This is a genomic window from Citrobacter sp. KTE30 (genome assembly GCF_000398825.1).
GTDB lineage: Bacteria > Pseudomonadota > Gammaproteobacteria > Enterobacterales > Enterobacteriaceae > Citrobacter > Citrobacter freundii.
On the sequence record NZ_KB976055.1, the window covers coordinates 1,287,543 to 1,307,484 of the forward strand.

The 19,942-nt window shown below is 50.6% G+C and carries 14 protein-coding genes; 10 read left to right on the forward strand and 4 right to left on the reverse strand.

What is annotated here, in order from left to right; all coding sequences use genetic code 11:
• Positions 1-53 precede the first annotated feature (53 nt).
• On the forward strand, positions 54-5,759 hold the full coding sequence (locus tag WC1_RS24830; RefSeq protein ID WP_196809692.1) for a hypothetical protein: 5,706 nt from the start codon (positions 54-56) through the stop codon (positions 5,757-5,759).
• 47 nt (positions 5,760-5,806) lie between these two features.
• Here the strand turns inward: WC1_RS24830 and WC1_RS16785 are convergent, their stop codons facing one another.
• Entirely contained in the window at positions 5,807-7,090 is a 1,284-nt protein-coding gene (locus tag WC1_RS16785) for a putative acyl-CoA thioester hydrolase (RefSeq protein WP_032948052.1), read from the reverse strand.
• A 224-nt stretch (positions 7,091-7,314) separates the two neighbouring features.
• Here WC1_RS16785 and hutI point away from each other — a divergent pair, with 224 nt between their 5' ends.
• From hutI to hutH, 5 genes are all read left to right on the forward strand, one after another.
• Positions 7,315-8,538, forward strand: coding sequence for an imidazolonepropionase (gene hutI / locus WC1_RS16780; protein ID WP_016149816.1), 1,224 nt, complete (start codon positions 7,315-7,317; stop codon positions 8,536-8,538).
• Positions 8,535-9,476, forward strand: coding sequence for a formimidoylglutamase (gene hutG / locus WC1_RS16775; protein ID WP_003837074.1), 942 nt, complete (start codon positions 8,535-8,537; stop codon positions 9,474-9,476). The genes hutI and hutG overlap by 4 nt, the downstream gene beginning before the upstream one ends.
• A gap of 87 nt (positions 9,477-9,563) precedes the next feature.
• A complete protein-coding gene (locus WC1_RS16770; RefSeq protein WP_003023059.1) occupies positions 9,564-10,283 on the forward strand; it encodes a histidine utilization repressor in 720 nt (239 codons plus the stop codon).
• 136 nt (positions 10,284-10,419) lie between these two features.
• Positions 10,420-12,105 carry a urocanate hydratase gene (hutU, locus tag WC1_RS16765; protein ID WP_016149817.1) on the forward strand — a complete coding sequence of 562 codons (1,686 nt, stop codon included), beginning with the start codon at positions 10,420-10,422 and terminating at the stop codon, positions 12,103-12,105.
• Position 12,106: 1 nt separating this feature from the next.
• Complete coding sequence (gene hutH, locus WC1_RS16760) at positions 12,107-13,627, forward strand: histidine ammonia-lyase (protein WP_016149818.1); 1,521 nt, start codon at positions 12,107-12,109, stop codon at positions 13,625-13,627.
• A 95-nt stretch (positions 13,628-13,722) separates the two neighbouring features.
• On the opposite strand, the gene WC1_RS16755 is transcribed toward hutH, so the two are convergent.
• Positions 13,723-14,199: a kinase inhibitor gene (locus WC1_RS16755; RefSeq protein ID WP_003845384.1), complete on the reverse strand. Its 477-nt coding sequence runs from the start codon at positions 14,197-14,199 to the stop codon at positions 13,723-13,725.
• A gap of 57 nt (positions 14,200-14,256) precedes the next feature.
• Positions 14,257-15,546, reverse strand: a complete 1,290-nt coding sequence (gene bioA, locus WC1_RS16750; RefSeq protein WP_016149819.1) for an adenosylmethionine--8-amino-7-oxononanoate transaminase — start codon at positions 15,544-15,546, stop codon at positions 14,257-14,259.
• 76 nt (positions 15,547-15,622) lie between these two features.
• On the opposite strand from bioA, the gene bioB reads away from it, so the two are divergent.
• The 4 genes from bioB to bioD are packed head-to-tail and all read left to right on the forward strand — an operon-like array spanning position 15,623 to position 19,247.
• Positions 15,623-16,663, forward strand: coding sequence for a biotin synthase BioB (gene bioB / locus WC1_RS16745; protein ID WP_003837062.1), 1,041 nt, complete (start codon positions 15,623-15,625; stop codon positions 16,661-16,663).
• The gene (gene bioF / locus WC1_RS16740) at positions 16,660-17,817 is read left to right on the forward strand and encodes an 8-amino-7-oxononanoate synthase (RefSeq protein ID WP_016149821.1); all 1,158 of its coding nucleotides are present in this window, start codon (positions 16,660-16,662) and stop codon (positions 17,815-17,817) included. The genes bioB and bioF overlap by 4 nt, the downstream gene beginning before the upstream one ends.
• Positions 17,801-18,556: a malonyl-ACP O-methyltransferase BioC gene (bioC, locus tag WC1_RS16735; protein WP_003035177.1), complete on the forward strand. Its 756-nt coding sequence runs from the start codon at positions 17,801-17,803 to the stop codon at positions 18,554-18,556. The genes bioF and bioC overlap by 17 nt, the downstream gene beginning before the upstream one ends.
• Positions 18,549-19,247, forward strand: coding sequence for a dethiobiotin synthase (bioD, locus tag WC1_RS16730; protein WP_016149822.1), 699 nt, complete (start codon positions 18,549-18,551; stop codon positions 19,245-19,247). Before bioC ends, bioD begins: the two co-directional genes overlap by 8 nt.
• On the opposite strand, the gene WC1_RS16725 is transcribed toward bioD, so the two are convergent.
• Positions 19,213-19,935: an ABC transporter ATP-binding protein gene (locus WC1_RS16725; RefSeq protein ID WP_003035181.1), complete on the reverse strand. Its 723-nt coding sequence runs from the start codon at positions 19,933-19,935 to the stop codon at positions 19,213-19,215. The two genes, bioD and WC1_RS16725, sit on opposite strands and share 35 nt — an antisense overlap.
• Between the last annotated feature and the right edge of the window lie 7 nt (positions 19,936-19,942).

The window sequence follows — 19,942 nt, forward strand, 5'->3', positions numbered from 1 at the left end:
TGTGATTTATTCAAAACATTGATAGTTAAATGGATTATTTTCTGGGGGATAATATGAGCGAAATTTATTTATTGAATGCTGGAAGCCAATGTCGCGCTGTACCTGAAGTACAAAATTCAATTCCGAAACAATTACACAGAAACAAAACGGTAGACAACTTTAGGGATAACATTCAATCTGTATCTAATCTATCAGGCCAAAAACTTTCCAGAGCCGAAACATGTCACACCATTCGACGTCTTTCTGATTGTCGACCGAAAAGTGAAGCTACGGCGACTATTAATGTGCCTCTAAAATCGCAGGTTAGTGTCATGGGAACCTTGACCCTTGATTCTGGCAGCGGTGATGGCAAGGGTACCCTTAATTTACATGTACCAGCTAAACATGTTGGTAATGCTCTGGTCCACTATTCCTTGGTCGAGAAGGATGATGGGACTACATTTGCCAGAACGTTAGACAGAAAAGAGAGAATGACACTCATTGCTGAAAGTGCCACCGATAGTAAAGGAAATAAATTAATCAGTACTAAAGGAATTCAATATAACGGTAAGATCATTTCATGGGATAATATAATTGCCTGGCAGGAGCCTGAGGCAAAATATAGTACTTTTGACAAGCCAAATAATATTGCGAATTTAAAGTTATTTATCCGTGAGAAAAGCCAGAATATCATTCTTAACGAAAATAATGCACTTCCTCTCGGCGTGTTATATGGAAAAGAATCTTTAGAGACACACTTCCCCACACTTCTGGATACATCAAGATATTCTCAAGAGAATAAAGTCAGTGAATATGTAAAATCTCTTGTTCATGAATTTGGCAGTGGTGTTCCTGCCAGGGTTATAGGTATAGGAATAGATGCTGATGTTAAGGAGTTTTTTGGAAAGGATAAGCTGTATCATTTGCAGAATAATATCGATTCTATGTTCCATTATTCCAATGGAAAGAATATAGAAGCGCTACAACAAAGTAAACGCCATGCAGATTCTCAGGCTCTAACGCGGTCTACGGCTAAAAAAAACTACGCGAAAGGGATTGATGCACTGTGTACGGACTGGTCCGCAAAAACAATGAAAGGCTGGACAGATAAAGATAAACTCCGTTGTGCTGCTATTGAGAATGTTATAAAAAAAGGATGGGTTGAAAATATATCACAATCTGATGCGGAAAAATATCTTCCGACAATTTATAGTAGTGATAAATTCAAGAACTATATTGATACTGTATATGCTGAATCTGGCTATCTATCCGCCTTGAGTACCATGGTTAACAGTAATGATTTTAGCAATATACAAGATGTTAAAGTATTGTCGTCAAGATCGGAAAATATCAAAAAGGCTATTTCTAAGTTAGAGGATCTGGCATCCCTGAATCCAAAAAAAATAAAGAGTGAACTGAAACGAAAGGAAAAGGAGTTACTCAATCATCTGGAGGATAATGGCATCACGGATGATGATGCCAAAACTTTAGAATACGGACAAGAGATTGGTAAACTAGCCAGACAGTTGAATCTGTTAAAAAATAAAGCATATCGTAAAGAAATTATCTCACTTAAAATAGAGTTGAAAAATATCACCGAAGCAGAACCAGAACCCGGTAGTATGGCGAGTATGGTTGCGGTGTGTCTTAAAAACAATAATGTAGAAAATGAGTTTTCTCAGAAAGGTATTAATACGCTCAGGGAATTGAGAGATAGCAAGATATCTGGGCTTCACGAACTTAAAAACAAATATGAGCGAGAAAGTTCAAGACAGCAAATTGCCTGGCTGGATAACCACATTGAGTCTTTTGCAGTTAAAGATGCTATAAAAGACTTCTCTGTCGTGAGGTCATACTACCATGACTTATCGCCGAAAGATAAAGTTCTTTTTTTACAACAAGAATCTGCTATGGCGTGGGATAAGTATGCCTCGTATTCAAGTAAAGAACATACATCGGGCAACAGGGAGTTAGCCAGAAAATATCATCATCTGGCAATTACCAGAGAAAGTCAGTTGAAGTATTTGCTTTCGTCAATAGAAATAATGGTCGATATAAAAGGTGCTGCTTTTACATTTTCATCTCATGCGCTTAGAGAGATCAGCACGCTTAATGACGATAAATTAACTTCTGTAAACGAAATGGCGCTAAGCCATCATCAGAATAAAGAATCTAAAGAACAATGTCGCGCAACTGAGAAACAGGCAAAAAGAGTTAATGAGTTTCTAAAATGGGTTAGTGATTTACCACAAAATGCAAAAACTAACGCTACAGTAGGGCAACCCAGTCAGCCTGAAGCGAATGAGCATATTGTTGATACACAGACAACTGAAGCTGTAGTGAATCAAGCCAGTGAGCCAGACCTGTTTATCGATATGTTGCCAAGTGAAGAAGAAGTAGAGCAATCCAGTGAATCAGGAGCGGAAGACCCGCTCTTTGAGCTGTTGGCAACCGACGCAGTAGTGGGGCAAGCCACTGAGCCAGTAGAGAAAGATCTGTTTATCGATATGTTGTCAAACGAAGAAGAAATGGGGCGAGCCAGTGAATCTATAGAGGATACACTGATTGTAGGGTTAAATTCTGGTAAAGAAACCATTGTATCAAATACATCTACAGTATCGACTGGTTCAACTGTTCCTGTGGAGCCGAATACCCCTGAGTTTAAAATAACATTTAATAATGAAGTATATACGTTAAAAAATGTAAATGCTCTTGAGGAAATGGCAAGGAAAACCTCTGATAGAGCAGAAAAAAAAGAGATGCTTAAAGAAATTGAACGGCAAAAGTCAATTTTTAAAAAAATTAGTATCCCCTATGATGGTGTTGAGTTTACTGAAAAAGGTATGTGTGTCACTAAGTTGGAAAAGCAAGGAGATGCAGAACATAAAAAATTTCTTAAGGTCGAGGTTAAATATTTTTATGACTCCAATGGTAAGTTCGATGAACTTGCAACAGAATATAAACCAATATCTGGCAATGGGGATCTTAAAATACCGGGGGTGAATGGTAAGATTTATACTATTCCTGGTTGTATTTATAAGAAATATGAGAGAGGGTTGGCTGCTTCTCATTTCTATGAGTATTTTAAGCAAGTAGAGGAGGCAAAAACAACCCGTTCTTCACATGAAGGTTTTATCGAATATATTGATTCATTAATAAATGAAAACAGATTTGATTATATAAGAAGCATGACACCATCGGAATTGGATGATTTTCGCGAGCAAGTTGGAGGTATATCTCAGCAAAAGCTGATAGATAGTACTACTAGCAAGATCGAAAGCTATTTTAAGCCGCAAATAGCGGAAAATGAAAATAATCCTGGTCAGGAGAACATTATCAGTATTAATTCTGGTAATAGAATTCCCATTATCAATAGTGAGACTAAAGGTCTTGATCCGAGATTAATGACCATTGTCAATAAGTTTCCGGGTGTTTTTGAAGAATATAAAAATAATGGCAATAACTTTTCAAGCAAAGTTATTTCTGAGTTTTGCAAAAGTAATGAGAGTGAAGTTAGAAATATTCTTGCAGAAAATTATATTGAGTTGAAGAGTGAAGGCGGAATTTTTCTTCGTTTTATGGCAGATCTTTTATTTGTTGCATCCAGGGTAGACTCAGGTGCTCCTTATCTATTGAAGGATGAATCAACCGTACAAATAAAATCGCTATTATCTCCCGACGTTGAAGGTTTCCGTTCAAATGGACTAACATCTATAAAGTTTAAAAATGGAGTTGATTTGCCACTAAATGAATTATTTGTTAAAAAAAGATATAGTGGGGCAGATGTTACTATCGATGTGAAAAATAAATTTAATTACCCCGTTATTAATGAAACGACAAGTTTTAAAGATAAATTTATGTGGCAAGAGGAAGTAAAAACCAGTGTTAACAATTCAAGAGTATTACTTGATGTTGTTGTTCCCACTGGTCGTATTGCGCAGGAAGTTATTAAAAATGATGATATCAGTGAGGTGAATATTGAATCTCAACTTTATAAATATGATCTTTCAATACTTGAAAAAATGGGGGTAGATAAAACTCAATTTGTTGAGGTGATTAATAATTTTAGATTAAAGAACAGCGGTTTGTTGGAGGTTTATCAAGATGAAAAATATAATTGTGATAATTCTGACGGCAACTCCTACTTTGATTTTAAAATGATTGAAACTAACTCGGATTTCAAGAAGAAATTTAATCAATTTTTTGGAGAAAAGTACTCAGACCCATCACTGGGTAGCATTTCTGCATTTGGTGATAATGAGATAAGTGACGATCTGTCGGATGTGGCGAGACCTAGAGATTATCTTGATGATATGATTGATGCTCTTGTACAAGATGACAATGTTTCACTACCTAAAACGGGTACGGATAAACCCACAGCAGCTGTTTCTGTGGAATCCGTGTTGTCACCGGTAAGCGAGAATATTTCGCAGGAGTTGCCGCTGCGAACCTTGGCGCCGTCTCAATCATTGCAAGAAAATAATGTAATTGGCAAAACGATGAGTGGCCGGGAAATCCGCCGTCTACAGGAGTCCTCCCGTTCGCGTGTCAACAACAGCAATGAAATTTATATTCAAAAAAATGAAAAAGTAGTAGAAAATAGCCAGAATACCGACAAAATTAAACGTCATGATGAATCCGTGATATCAACAGATGGTGTGCACCAGTCTCAAAAAGTCAAAGAGACAGTAAATGCACCAAGTTCCGATTTGACGCCTGAAAAATCGCTATCGATTGGTACAAACCTCAAATTATTAATTGGTGATAATGGTAAATATTCATTTTCGCCAGATATTCCAAAGGGATCTGTTCAGTCAATAGACGGCCTCCAGTCTTGGCGAGTGTCTTCTCTACAAAATAAGGTCGATAGCGTTGCTTTTATGGAGCTTTATCATGACCAATTTGTTGATAAAGTTCTCAATTCAGATTTAAAAGATGAAATACTTACTCAAGCTCTTATTCGCTATGTGAAAATAAATATAAATGAAAGTGCAAGTAAATATATAAATAAACATAAAAATAAAACTGATATTTTTAAAGTTGCTAGCTATAAATTGACACCAAGCAAGTCTATTAAGGCTATTGCCCCCAATTTTAATAGGAAAGAAAAAATTGATGCTATGGCTAATATTCTGAAATCAAAGGCTGAATATTTATTGCACAGTAATGAGTTTGCTAATGTAATCCATGACATGGAAGTGCCGAGCGATAAAAAAAATAGTCTGGTGAACATTAAGGCGAGTTATGAAGATTTTTTGTCTATGTATCGTCGTATGCTAGTAGGACCAGGGGGGTTAATACCTGATGAGGGGCTTGCATATCGTATATATAATGGATGTCTTCAGGTAGTAAGAATAAAAGACAATGCTATTACGTCAACCAGTTACAGTCTTTCTGAAGGGACAAAGCCCAAGGAACTGTTTATCCCAAATCTAGTGACTACTAATATGACTATTGAAACCCACGATGCTACTGTTTTAAGTACATTCTTAGATGCTAAAGTTACACCTATGACTGACCCTGCCTTTATAAAGGAGTTATCAATGGATAAATTGATGTCAGATATGTTAGAGCTGGCAAAGAAGCAAGAGCATGATAGGATTGATACACAACTTGATGATAACGATCCACATGTTTTGGAGCCATCATTGAGTAATGAAAATGAAACTGCCGCTGTACAGCCTGCAGATGATTTACTTCAAAGCAAGACTCCAGAACGCGGACTCAGCAGAAAAGAACTCAACCGCCTTTACAGCAACCGGCCAGTGCTGGCGCAATAAAAAGAGTGACATATTCAGGGATGGCGGTAAGCCATCCCTTTTCGCTGTTACTGCTTCGGCTCGGCAACCACTTTGCTACCGATACCGCGGTTGTTGTATTCCCACATGCGGTTGAAGTTGGTGTCGTTCAGGTTGCGCTGGATTTCACCTTTGTCATCTTCCGCACCGGTATTACCGGCAAACGGGCGTTTTGCGATAACGCTGTCAGCCCATGGTTTTGCCATGTTAAAGCCTTCGTTAATCACGCTGTCACGGATAACGACCTGACCGTTAGTGTTGGAATCGACATCCAGCGATCGGCCTAACTGCGCCACGCCATCGCCGCTTGCCGTGAAGCGGCTATTAATCGCCAGGAAACCGTAGTAGATGTTTGACAGAGTAGCCGGTGCGAACACGTAACCTTCCTGCTGCGTACGAGAATTCACAACACGGAAATCGGTGTTCTCGAACACCACTGCGCCACGACCAGAAACGATATCCACATCACCTTCAATGTAGCTGTTGGTTACCAGCGTGCGAGGCTGACGATCGTTTTCCAGGCGGTTTTGTACGCCGCTGTTGGTTACAAAGAACGTATTCTGACGACCCAGAATATTGACCTTGTTGATCTGCACTTTATCGCCATCGGTACGCAGTGCAACGGCCGGGTGGTTGCCTGCATCAACGCTATCACCCAGGTTGTTTTCGATGGTCAGGTTCTGCAATTGCAGACCGTTGTTTTGCGACCAGACGACGGCAGAACACATCACACCAATATTTGTGCCACGTTTGTTCTGGCAATTATCAAACATATACCACGCAGGTTTACCCGGCATATATTTACCGCCTGGGTTCACCGTACGACGCCAGTCTGAGGTGCTCATGTCACCGTCAATGGCCTGGCCAATTTTTACATCCAGCGGTTTTTCGCCCATACCGTACAGCGTCAGGCTACCCGTTGCTGCCGGGATGTATACCGTGCCCTGATACTCGCCCGGCATAATCGCGATGTACTGACGTTTGTTCGTACGTTTGATAATTGCCGCATCCACCGCAGCCTGAATGCTGGTATGGGTTACGCCCTGAGTGCCTGCCGGGCCAACGACGAAGTCAGGTTGTGCAGGCAGAGAAATTGAAGAAGGGCTCCATGGCGCGGTGTTTGGCGTCAGCGCGGAAAAATAGTGCGCAGCAACGAAGTTTTTCGCTTCATTGGCCGACAAGATCGGGCGCGAAGAGGTACCTGGCGCGGTCTGATCGGAAGGAATTTGATCGGGCGGCGTAGAGCTACAGGCGGTCAGCGTCACGCCAAAAGCCATTGCCAGCGCCAGACGGGAAACTGATGATATGTTCACAGGTTGCTCCGGGCTTTGAAAGTTATCCATTAAAGCCTGCTTTTTTATACTAAGTTGAGCGAAACGGGAAGGCGAAAAGGTAAAAAGTTGTTTTTTATCGCAGCAATGTCTGGCGCGGAGAGTCTTTATATCACAAATAGATAACAATTATGGCTCTTCAGGTTGACAACATCCCTATAATCAAAAATAAATGTCTATACAACCTATGACAAGTGGTGAGTCGAATGCAGCAATTCTTCCCTGATGATGTTATCTGGCGCAATGTTCGTCTGGCGACTATGGATCCTGAACGTGGTACCCCATATGGGCTGGTGGATGGTCACGCGCTGATCGTCCGCCAGGGCAAGATTCGCGATATCGTCCCGGAATCATCGTTATATCTCACACATGACAATACTTTTGATATGCAGGGCCGGCTGATTACGCCAGGCCTGATTGATTGCCATACGCATCTCGTCTTTGGCGGAAACCGCGCAGGTGAATGGGAGCAGCGGTTAAATGGTGTCTCCTACCAGCAGATAAGCGCTCAGGGTGGGGGGATCAATGCCACCGTATCGGCGACCCGCAGCGCCACGGATGAACAACTCTTACACGTAGCCCTTCAGCGGATGGAACAGCTGATCAAAGAAGGTGTTACGCTGTTGGAAATAAAATCCGGCTACGGCCTGGATTTGCCGACAGAAGAGAAAATATTGCGCGTGGTGGCAGCGCTGGCGGCAGAGAATATCGTTGAAATCAGCCCGACGCTGTTGGCTGCGCATGCGACGCCAACGGAATTCAGAGATGATCCTGACGGCTATATTACGCTGGTGTGCGAGACCATTTTGCCGCAGCTGTGGGAACAAGGGCTGTTTGAGACCGTTGATCTGTTCTGTGAAAGCGTTGGTTTTTCGTTGGCGCAGAGTGAGCGGGTGTTTCAGGCTGCGCAGGCGCTGGGCATCCCGATTAAAGGCCATGTCGAACAACTGTCATTGCTTGGCGGCGCGCAGTTGGTAAGCCGCTACCACGGACTATCCGCCGATCATATTGAATACCTCGATGAAGCGGGCGTGGCGGCAATGAGCCAAAGCGGTACGGTCGGCGTGCTGCTGCCCGGCGCATTCTATTTCCTCAAAGAGCAGCAGCGCCCACCGGTAGCGTTGCTGCGTCAATATCAGGTACCGATGGCGGTAGCGACAGATTTTAACCCCGGTACCAGCCCGTTTATCAGCCTGCACTGGGCGATGAATATGGCCTGCGTTCAGTTTGGCTTAACGCCGGAAGAAGCATGGGCGGGAGTAACCCGTCATGCGGCCCGGGCGCTGGGGCGTCACGCCACCCACGGTCAATTGAAGGCCGGGTTTGTGGCCGATTTTGTGGTGTGGGATGCAACACTTCCTGTTGAGATCCTGTATGAACCCGGGCGCAACCCGCTCTACCAACGCGTATTCAAAGGACAAATAGCATGACTCACTGGCAACCTGCTTCACCTGCGCTATGGCAGGGACGTGATGACCGGGCCGAATCGCCGAATGCGCTGCGCCTGTTTCAGACTATCACCCAGAGCCCGACGTTTAGCCCAGAAATGTATCGCGAGCAGATAGCGTTGCTCGGGTTTGCTTGCGACGAAGGTGTTAAACGTAATCAGGGGCGCACGGGAGCTGCCGGAGCGCCCGATGTGCTGCGCAAGGCGCTGGCGAATTTAGCCAGCCACGATGGGCATCATCGACTGGTGGATCTGGGCAATATTGTGGCGCAGGCCCCCGATCTTGAGGGCGCGCAGCAGGCGCTACACAATGCGGTACAGCGTTGCCAGCAGGAAAATATGCGCACCTTTGTTCTGGGGGGCGGACACGAAACCGCATATGCCCATGGCGCAGGTGTGCTGGACGCGTTCCCGCAGGCGAAAGTGGGGATAGTCAACTTCGATGCGCATCTCGATTTGCGCCATGCCGGGCAGGCTACATCCGGTACGCCGTTTCGCCAGCTGGCGCAGCTTTGCGATGAACAACAGCGTGAATTTCACTATGCCTGTATCGGCGTCAGCCGGGCGGCAAACACCCAGGCGCTTTGGGATGAGGCCCAGCGGCTCGGTGTGACCGTAGTGGAGGATCTGCATTGTGATACGGCGCAGGCGCAGTTAGCGCAGTTCATTGCCAATCTGGATGTCATCTATCTGACAATCGACCTCGACGTGCTGCCGGTGTGGGAAATGCCCGGTGTGTCGGCCCCCGCCGCGCTTGGCGTACCGTTGGCGACGCTGCTGAGACTGATTGAGCCTCTGTGTCGTAGCGGTAAACTACAGGCGGTGGATATGGTTGAATTTAATCCACGCTTTGACGATGATGGCCGGGCGGCGCGGGTTGCGGCGCGATTAGGCTGGCAAATCGCCCACTGGTGGCACTGACATACCTGATGGCGTTGCGCTTATCAGGTTCGGGTAATGCCTGTAAACTGTACCCACTCACATTTTTAGCTTAAGGAAGGCTCACGCATGCTCCCATCCCGTTCTGCTCCGGCTCCTTTTTACGAAAAGGTCAAACAGGAGATCAGCGAAAAAATTGCCAGCGGTATCTGGCAGCCTCACGATCGCATTCCGTCTGAGGCAGAGCTGGTGGCGCAGTATGGTTTTAGCCGCATGACCATCAACCGGGCGCTGCGTGAGTTAACGGATGAAGGTTTACTGGTGCGTTTGCAGGGCGTGGGGACGTTTGTCGCCGAGCCAAAAGGTCAGTCCGCGCTATTTGAAATTCGCAGCATCGCGGATGAAATCAACGCCCGTCAGCATCAGCACCGGTGCGAAGTGCTGACGCTGGAAAGAACCCGGGCAAACGCGCAGCAGGCTTTGGTATTAAACGTCAAAGAAGGCACCTCTATTTTTCACTCTGTCATGGTGCACTACGAGAACGATCTGCCGGTACAGATTGAAGATCGCTGCGTGAATGCCGAAATTGTGCCGGAGTATCTGGCGCAGGATTACAGCCAGACTACGCCGCACGCTTACCTTTCACTGATAGCCCCCTTGACCGAAGGTGAGCATATTGTTGAAGCGGTACGTGCCAGCGCCGAAGAGTGCGCGCTGCTGAACATCAAAGAACACGATCCCTGCCTGCTGATCCGCCGCAAGACCTGGTCCGCGTCATCCATTGTCTCTCATGCCCGTTTGCTGTTCCCTGGTTCCCGCTATCGACTGCAAGGGCGGTTTATGTCCTGATACAGGAGATGAAAACCGTGATTGCTGACGCAATATAATAAAAATGTATCTTAATTGTTAAAATCATCCTTGCGGTGACTTGTATAGACAAGTATATGTTACTTATCTATCCGACGTTCGCGAGGAGTTTTCTGTCATGTCCCATAGCAAATATCGTCAGCAGGATATTCGTGCCCCACGCGGCACCACCTTAACGGCCAAAAGCTGGCTGACCGAAGCGCCGCTGCGCATGTTAATGAATAATCTGGATCCCGATGTGGCGGAAAATCCGCATGAGCTGGTGGTTTACGGCGGGATTGGCCGCGCCGCACGGGACTGGGAATGCTATGACGCCATCGTCAACGCGCTGACCAAACTGGAGACCGATGAGACGCTGCTGGTCCAGTCCGGAAAACCGGTAGGCGTATTCAAAACTCACGACAACGCACCGCGCGTGCTGATTGCCAACTCCAACCTGGTGCCACATTGGGCTACCTGGGAACACTTCAACGAACTGGACGCCAAAGGGCTGGCGATGTACGGCCAGATGACCGCCGGGAGCTGGATCTACATCGGCAGCCAGGGAATCGTGCAGGGGACTTATGAAACCTTCGTTGAGGCCGGGCGTCAGCATTATCAGGGTAACCTGAGCGGGCGCTGGGTACTGACCGCCGGACTGGGCGGTATGGGCGGGGCGCAGCCGTTAGCCGCTACGCTTGCGGGGGCGTGTTCGCTGAACATTGAATGCCAGCAAAGCCGAATCGATTTCCGTCTGCGTACCCGTTACGTGGACGAGCAGGCGACATCGCTTGACGATGCGCTGGCGCGTATCGACAAATACACTCGCGAGGGTAAAGCGGTCTCCATTGCGCTGTGTGCGAACGCCGCCGACGTTGTGCCGGAACTGGTGAAGCGCGGTGTGCGCCCGGATATGGTCACCGACCAGACCAGCGCCCACGATCCGCTGCATGGTTATCTGCCGTCTGGCTGGAGCTGGGAAGAGTATCAGGCAAAAGCGGTGTCCGATCCGCAGGGCACGGTGCAGGCGGCGAAACGTTCAATGGCAACGCACGTTGAGGCGATGCTGGCGTTTAGCAAAATGGGCGTGCCAACGTTTGATTACGGCAACAACATTCGCCAGATGGCCAAAGAGATGGGCGTGGAAAATGCCTTTGATTTCCCCGGCTTCGTACCTGCTTATATTCGACCGTTGTTCTGTCGCGGCATTGGCCCGTTCCGTTGGGTGGCGCTGTCCGGCGATCCGCAGGATATTTATAAAACAGATGCCAAAGTGAAAGAGATCGTGGCAGATGATAAGCACCTTCATCACTGGCTGGATATGGCGCGTGAGCGGATTAATTTCCAGGGTTTACCGGCGCGTATCTGCTGGGTCGGCCTAGAGTGGCGTCAGAAACTGGGGCTGGCGTTTAATGAAATGGTGCGCAGCGGTGAAGTATCCGCGCCAATTGTTATTGGCCGTGACCATCTGGACTCAGGTTCTGTTGCCAGCCCGAACCGCGAAACTGAAGCTATGCGCGACGGTTCAGACGCCGTATCCGACTGGCCGCTGCTGAACGCGCTGCTTAACACCGCCAGCGGCGCGACCTGGGTGTCGCTGCATCACGGTGGCGGGGTCGGTATGGGCTTCTCTCAGCATGCCGGGATGGTGATTGTTTGCGATGGCACCGATGAAGCCGCGGCGCGTATCGCCCGGGTCTTACATAACGATCCGGCGACCGGGGTGATGCGTCACGCCGACGCCGGATATGACATTGCGGTGGAATGCGCCGTCGAAGAAGGGCTGAATTTGCCGATGGTTGCCGCGACGCAGGAGAAACACTGATATGAACACCATGACACTCACGCCGGGCCATCTGAGTTTTATCCAGCTACGTGAAATCTGGCAGCAGCCGGTCAAACTGAGTCTGGATGCCGGGGCGATCGATGCTATTAACGCCAGCGTCGCCTGCGTCAATAATATTGTCGCTGAAGGCCGTACGGCGTATGGCATTAATACCGGCTTTGGCCTGCTGGCCCAGACCCGTATCGCCACGGAAGATTTGCAGAATTTGCAGCGTTCGCTGGTGCTTTCCCATGCGGCAGGTGTCGGCGAGGCGCTGGACGACGCGATGGTGCGTCTGATTATGGTGCTGAAAATCAACAGCCTGGCGCGCGGTTTTTCCGGTATTCGCCTGAGCGTGATTGAAGCGCTGATTGCGCTGGTGAATGCCGAGGTGTATCCGCTGATCCCGGCGAAAGGCTCCGTGGGGGCATCGGGTGACCTGGCGCCGCTGGCGCATATGTCTTTGACGCTGTTGGGAGAAGGGAAGGCGCGCTGGCAGGGTGAATGGCTCCCGGCGACCGAAGCGCTGAAAAAGGCCGGGCTGGAGCCGATAACGCTGGAGGCAAAAGAAGGGTTGGCGTTGCTCAACGGTACCCAGGCTTCGACGGCCTTTGCGCTGCGTGGGCTAATTGAAGCTCAGGAACTGTTTGCGTCTGCAACGGTGTGCGGGGCGCTGACCACCGAAGCCGTGCTGGGTTCCCGTCGTCCGTTTGATGCCCGTATTCACGCCGCGCGAGGGCAGCGTGGGCAGATTGATGCCGCAACGCTGTATCGTCACGTATTGACCGACACCAGCTCGCTTTCGCAGTCGCATCATAACTGTGAGAAAGTGCAGGATCCGTATTCTCTGCGCTGTCAGCCACAGGTGATGGGGGCATGTCTGACGCAAATGCGCCAGGTGATGGATGTTCTGCTGGTGGAAGCCAATGCGGTTTCCGACAACCCGCTGGTATTTGCCGAAGAGGGGGATGTCATATCTGGCGGCAACTTCCATGCTGAACCGGTGGCGATGGCGGCAGATAATCTGGCGCTGGCGATTGCGGAAATCGGCTCGTTATCGGAGCGACGCATTGCGTTAATGATGGATAAACACATGTCGCAACTGCCGCCGTTTTTGGTGAAAAACGGTGGGGTGAACTCCGGCTTTATGATTGCTCAAGTCACGGCTGCCGCGCTGGCGAGTGAGAACAAAGCGCTGGCGCATCCGCATAGCGTAGACAGTTTACCGACGTCCGCCAACCAGGAAGATCACGTATCTATGGCTCCGGCGGCGGGGCGCAGACTGTGGGAGATGGCAGCAAATACGCGCGGCGTGATTGCCGTAGAGTGGCTGGCGGCGTGTCAGGGGATTGACCTGCGCGAAGGGTTAACCTCAAGCCCGCTGCTGGAGCAGGCGCGCCAGGCTTTACGCGAGCAGGTTGCTCATTACACGCAGGATCGCTTTTTCGCCCCGGATATCGAGTGCGCGACCGAACTGTTAGCGCAAGGAACGTTGCTGAAATTGCTGCCTGAATTTCTCTAGAGAATTGCCTGATGGCGACGCTGACGCGTCTTATCAGACTTACGGCCGGCTTTGTAGGCCGGATGAGGCTAAGTCGACATCCGGCATAACAGAACTTAGCTAAATATTGCGGTAACAGAAGCGCTGGCGAGCGAGTGGAAATGGACGTTAAATCCAACCATCGCGCCGCTGGCGTCCTCATCGACATCAATACGCTCCACATCCAGTGCGTGAACCGTAAAGATATAGCGGTGGTTTTCCCCCTTCGGCGGCGCAGCGCCACCATAACCGGCTTTACCAAAATCCGTGCGTGTTTGCAGCACGCCTTCCGGCAACGCAACCAGCCCCGAGCCGTAACCTTGTGGTAAAACCCGGGTATCTGCAGGCAGGTTAACCACCACCCAGTGCCACCAGCCGGAGCCGGTTGGCGCATCAGGATCGTAACAGGTCACGACAAAGCTTTTAGTCCCGGCGGGCACATCATCCCATGCCAGATGCGGGGAAATATTATCCCCGTCATATCCCATGCCGTTAAAGACGTGGCGATGAGGAAGCTTTTCGCCATCGCGCAGATCGTTACTGATTAGTTTCATGCTGACTCCTCTCGTTAGCCAAAAAGTGTAGCCAGAAACCGTAGAGCTTACCGCTGATTAATCGCTAAAAAATGTTGCATTGCGCACAGCCTCGTTGACGGCCTGGGTCAGACGACGCAGTTGTTCGGGCTTGATGATGTACGGCGGCATCAGATAAATGAGCTTACCAAACGGTCTTACCCACACGCCCTGTTCGACAAAGAACTTCTGTAACGCGGCCATATTCACCGGATGCGTGGTTTCTATCACGCCGATGGCACCAAGCACGCGCACGTCGGCGACCCAACGGGAATCTGCCGCCGGGGCGAGTTCTTCACGCAACTGCGCTTCAATGGCCGCGACCTGCGAGCGCCATTCGCCGGTTTCGAACAGCGACAGGCTGGCAGAGGCGACGGCGCAGGCCAGTGGATTACCCATGAAAGTCGGGCCGTGCATAAAACATCCGGCTTCACCGTTACTGATGGTTTCCGCAACCAGGCGCGTGGTCAGGGTGGCGGAAAGGGTCATCGTTCCGCCGGTTAACGCTTTGCCAAGGCACAAAATGTCCGGAGTGATATCGGCATGCTCACAGGCAAACAGCTTGCCCGTGCGACCAAATCCGGTGGCGATTTCATCGGCAATCAGCAAAATGCCTTCCCGGTCACACATCTTACGGATGCGCTTTAACCATTCGGGGTGATACATGCGCATGCCGCCAGCGCCCTGCACAATCGGCTCAAGGATCACTGCCGCAATTTCGTGGCGATGTGCGGCCATCAGACGGGCAAAAGGCACCATATCCAGTTCGTCCCATTCGCCGCCCATCCGGCTTTGCGGAGCGGGCGCAAACAGGTTATCAGGTAGATAACCTTTCCACAGACTGTGCATCGAGTTGTCAGGATCGCAGACCGACATCGCGCCGAAAGTATCGCCGTGATAACCGTTACGAAATGTCAGGAAACGCTGACGGGATGCACCTTTGGCCTGCCAGTATTGCAGCGCCATTTTCATCGCGACTTCCACGGCGACCGAACCAGAATCCGCGAGAAAAACGCACTCCAGCGCCTCGGGCGTCATCGCCACCAACTGGCGACACAGCGCAATAGCCGGGGCATGGGTAATGCCGCCAAACATCACGTGCGACATGGCATCAATCTGCGTTTTCATCGCGGCATTCAGCTGCGGGTGATTGTAACCGTGGATTGCCGCCCACCAGGATGACATGCCGTCAATCAGCTTCTCACCGCTGGCTAATATCAGTTCACAACCTTCGGCACGCGTCACCGGATAAACCGGCAGCGGGGAGGTCATGGAGGTGTAAGGGTGCCAGATATGGCGTTGGTCAAACGCAAGATCGTCCGTTGTCATAATCGACTTGTAAACCAAATTAAAAAGATTTAGGTTTACGAGTCTACACCAAACTAACAACGAAACGTATACCAATATGGCTCATTCTTCTCGCTGGACAATGTCGCAAGTCACCGAATTATTTGAAAAACCGCTGCTGGATCTGTTGTTTGAAGCGCAGCAGGTTCATCGTCAGCATTTCGATCCGCGGCAGGTACAAGTTAGTACGCTGCTGTCGATAAAGACCGGTGCTTGCCCGGAAGACTGCAAATACTGCCCGCAAAGTTCCCGCTATAAAACCGGACTGGAAACGGAACGTTTGATGGAAGTTGAACAGGTTCTGGACTCTGCACGTAAGGCGAAACAAGCCGGTTCAACGCGGTTTTGCATGGGCGCGGCGTGGAAGAACCCTCACGAACGCGATATGCCGTACCTGGAACAAATGGTTCAGGGTGTGAAAGAACTGGGGCTGGAAGCCTGTATGACGCTGGGCACGCTGGACGAATCTCAGGCCCAGCGCCTGGCCAATGCGGGTCTGGACTACTACAACCACAACCTCGACACCTCGCCGGAATTTTACGGCAATATCATTACCACCCGTTCGTATCAGGAGCGCCTGGATACGCTGGATAAAGTGCGTGAGGCGGGCATTAAAGTTTGCTCCGGCGGGATTGTGGGGCTGGGTGAAACGGTGACCGACCGCGCGGGTCTGCTGCTGCAATTAGCGAATCTGCCGACGCCGCCGGAAAGCGTGCCGATCAACATGCTGGTGAAAGTGAAGGGCACGCCGCTTGCCGATAACGACGACGTAGATGCTTTTGATTTTATTCGTACTATCGCCGTCGCGCGCATCATGATGCCGACCTCATACGTACGTCTTTCTGCCGGGCGCGAGCAGATGAACGAACAAACCCAGGCAATGTGCTTTATGGCCGGGGCCAACTCGATTTTCTACGGCTGCAAACTGCTGACCACGCCGAACCCGAACGAAGATAAAGATTTATTGTTGTTCCGTAAGCTGGGTCTTAACCCGCAGCAAACGGCGGTACTGGCGGGTGATAACGAACAGCAACAACGTCTGGAGCAGGCGCTGCGTACCCCGGATACCGACGATTACTACAACGCGGCAACCGTATGACCTGGCAGCAAAAAATCGACGATGCGCTAACGGCGCGTCGTCGTGCTGATGCGTGGCGTCGGCGCTATGCAGTGACACAGGGTGCTGGTCGCTTGTTACAGGCTGGCGGTCGTCAGTATCTGAATTTCTCCAGCAACGACTATCTCGGCTTAAGCCACCATCCGCAAATTATCTGCGCGTGGCAGCAGGGCGCTGAGTGTTTTGGCGTCGGCAGTGGCGGCTCGGGCCATGTCAGCGGTTATTCCGTTGCGCATCAGGCGCTGGAAGAAGAGCTGGCGCAGTGGCTCGGCTATTCCCGGGCGCTGTTGTTCATCTCCGGTTTTGCCGCTAATCAGGCAGTGATAGCCGCATTGATGGAAAAAGACGATCGCATTGTCGCCGACAGGCTTAGCCATGCCTCGCTGTTGGAGGCTGCCAGCCTTAGCCCTGCTGTTTTACGTCGCTTTACCCATAACGATCCGCAACACCTGGAGCGTCTGCTGACTTCCCCCTGTCCGGGGCAGCAGCTGGTGGTCACTGAAGGTGTATTCAGCATGGATGGCGATAGTGCGCCGCTGGCAGAAATCCACGCGGTGGCGAAACGGCAGGGCGCGTGGCTGCTGGTGGATGATGCGCATGGGATTGGCGTAAGCGGTGAGGAAGGGCGTGGTTCGTGCTCTCGACAGCAGGTGAAACCTGAGCTGCTCGTAGTGACGTTTGGCAAAGGGTTTGGCGTCAGCGGTGCGGCGATCCTGTGTTCTGATAGCGTGGCCGACTATCTGTTGCAGTTTGCCCGCCATCTGATCTACAGCACCAGTATGCCTCCGGCGCAGGCGCAGGCCTTACGCACCGCGCTGGCGGTGATCCGCAGCCGTGAAGGCGATGAACGCCGGGAAAAGTTAGCGATGCTGATCCAGCGTTTTCGCGCTGGGGTGAATACTACGGATTTGACGCTGGCGCATTCAGATAGCGCTATTCAACCGCTGATCGTTGGCGACAATCATAAAGCCCTGCAACTGGCACAGACGTTACGGCAACAGGGATGCTGGGTGACGGCAATTCGCCCACCAACGGTGCCCACCGGTACGGCCAGATTACGGCTGACGCTGACCCAGGCGCATGAGGTGCAGGATATCGATCGTCTACTGGAGGTGTTGCATGGCACAGGTCAATAAACAGGCGATTGCCGCCGCGTTTGGCCGCGCTGCCACCCACTATGAGCAACACGCAGAGCTACAACGTCAGAGTGCCGATGCGTTACTGGCACAACTCGATGGCCGGGCGTTCTCAAGGGTTTTGGACGCGGGCTGTGGGCCTGGGCGTATGAGTCGCTACTGGCGGGAGCAGGGGAGCGAGGTCTGTGCGTTGGATCTGTCGGCGCAAATGCTGGCTGAAGCGCAGCGTCACGATGTTGCCCATCACTATCTGCTGGCGGATATCGAAGCCATTCCGCAGGCCGCTGCCACTTTCGACCTGGCCTGGAGCAATCTGGCCGTGCAGTGGTGCAGCGACCTACGCGGTGCGTTAAGCGAGCTATACCGGGTGGTGCGTCCTGGCGGAACGGTGGCGTTTAGTACCCTGGCGCAAGGTTCGATGCCGGAACTTCGTCAGGCGTGGCGAACAGTTGATGACCGGGAGCACGCCAACCGTTTTTTGCCCGTGGAGCAACTGGAAAACGCGCTGTGCGGCTGGGACGTTGAATACCAGTCTCATGCCGTCACGCTGTGGTTTGACGATGCGCTGAGCGCCATGCGCTCGTTGAAGGGTATTGGTGCGACGCATTTGCATGATGGACGCGAGCAGCGTGTGCTGACCCGCTCGCAACTGCGTCAGCTACAGCTCGCCTGGCCCTGTCAGCAGGGGAAATATCCGCTGACTTATCATCTTTTTTTGGGAGTGATTCAACGTGACTAACACGTATTTTGTCACCGGGACGGACACTGAAGTAGGTAAAACTATCGCCAGCTGTGCGTTGCTTCAGGCGGCGGGACAGTTGGGATTGCGAACCGTCGGCTATAAGCCGGTGGCGTCAGGCAGTGAAATGACGGATGAAGGTCTGCGAAACAGCGATGCGCTGGCTCTACAGCGCAACAGCGTTGTAGCAGTGGATTATGCAGCCATCAATCCGTATACCTTCGCGGAACCTACCTCACCGCATATCATCAGTGCTGACGAAGGGCGCCCCATTGAGGCCTCCGTGATGTCTGCGGGCTTACGCTTGCTTGAAGAACAGGCTGACTGGGTATTGGTGGAAGGTGCAGGCGGATGGTTTACGCCGCTTTCGCCAACGCTGAGTTTTTCTGACTGGGTAAAAGAGGAACAACTGCCGGTGATTCTGGTGGTTGGCGTTAAGCTCGGTTGTATCAATCATGCCATTTTGACCGCCCAGGCGGTGCAGCAGGCTGGGCTGACGCTCGCCGGATGGGTTGCCAATGATGTGACGCCCCCCGGCAAGCGTCATGCTGAATATATGGCGACGCTAAAGCGTGCGCTTGCGGCTCCGCTGCTGGGGGAAATTCCCTGGCTGGCAGAAGAGCCGGAGCAAGCATCGACAGGTCGTTATATCGATCTTAGCGTTTTGTCTCTGGCATCCACCAGTCGTTGATTAGCGGGTCGCTGAATTGTGTTATTTGCCCTTGAGCCACGTTGCGGCCACGATGTAACAAGCAATAGCAGTCGGCGACCCGACGAATGAACGGCAGGCTCTGCTCCGCGAGCATAATGGTGATGCCAAGCTCCTGGCTTAGCCTCACAATCAGATTCCCCAGTTTGTGGATATACGCCTGGCCTGTTCCTCGTGTGGGCTCATCGAGGATCAGCAGACGCGGGCGAGTGACCAACGCGCTGGCGAGTGCAAGCTGGTGCTGATTTTCCTCCGACAATGCCACCCCTTTGGCCTGACGCAGTACAAACAGCTGTGGAAACAGGCGGTAAATATCGCTGCTGTTCATTGCTTCGCTTTCCTCAACCGCCTGGCGCGCAATGTGCAGATTTTCCTCTACCGTCAACTGCGAAAAAATTCGCCGCTCCTGTGATACACAGTTAATACCTAGTGCAATGCGCTTTGCCGCCGGAATCTGAAGCAGATCGCAAGGTGGTGCGCCAGCCTGATGCCAGAACATGGTTCCGCTCTCAATCGGTAAATTGCCGATGATGCAATTGGCAAGCGTAGTCTTTCCCATCCCTGGAAGACCCAGCACGGCGGTACATTTACCGGGCAACAGGTCGAGATCGACATCCCAAAGCGAGTGTTGATTACCGTAATAGTGATTCACTGCACGAAGACTCAACATAGATTTC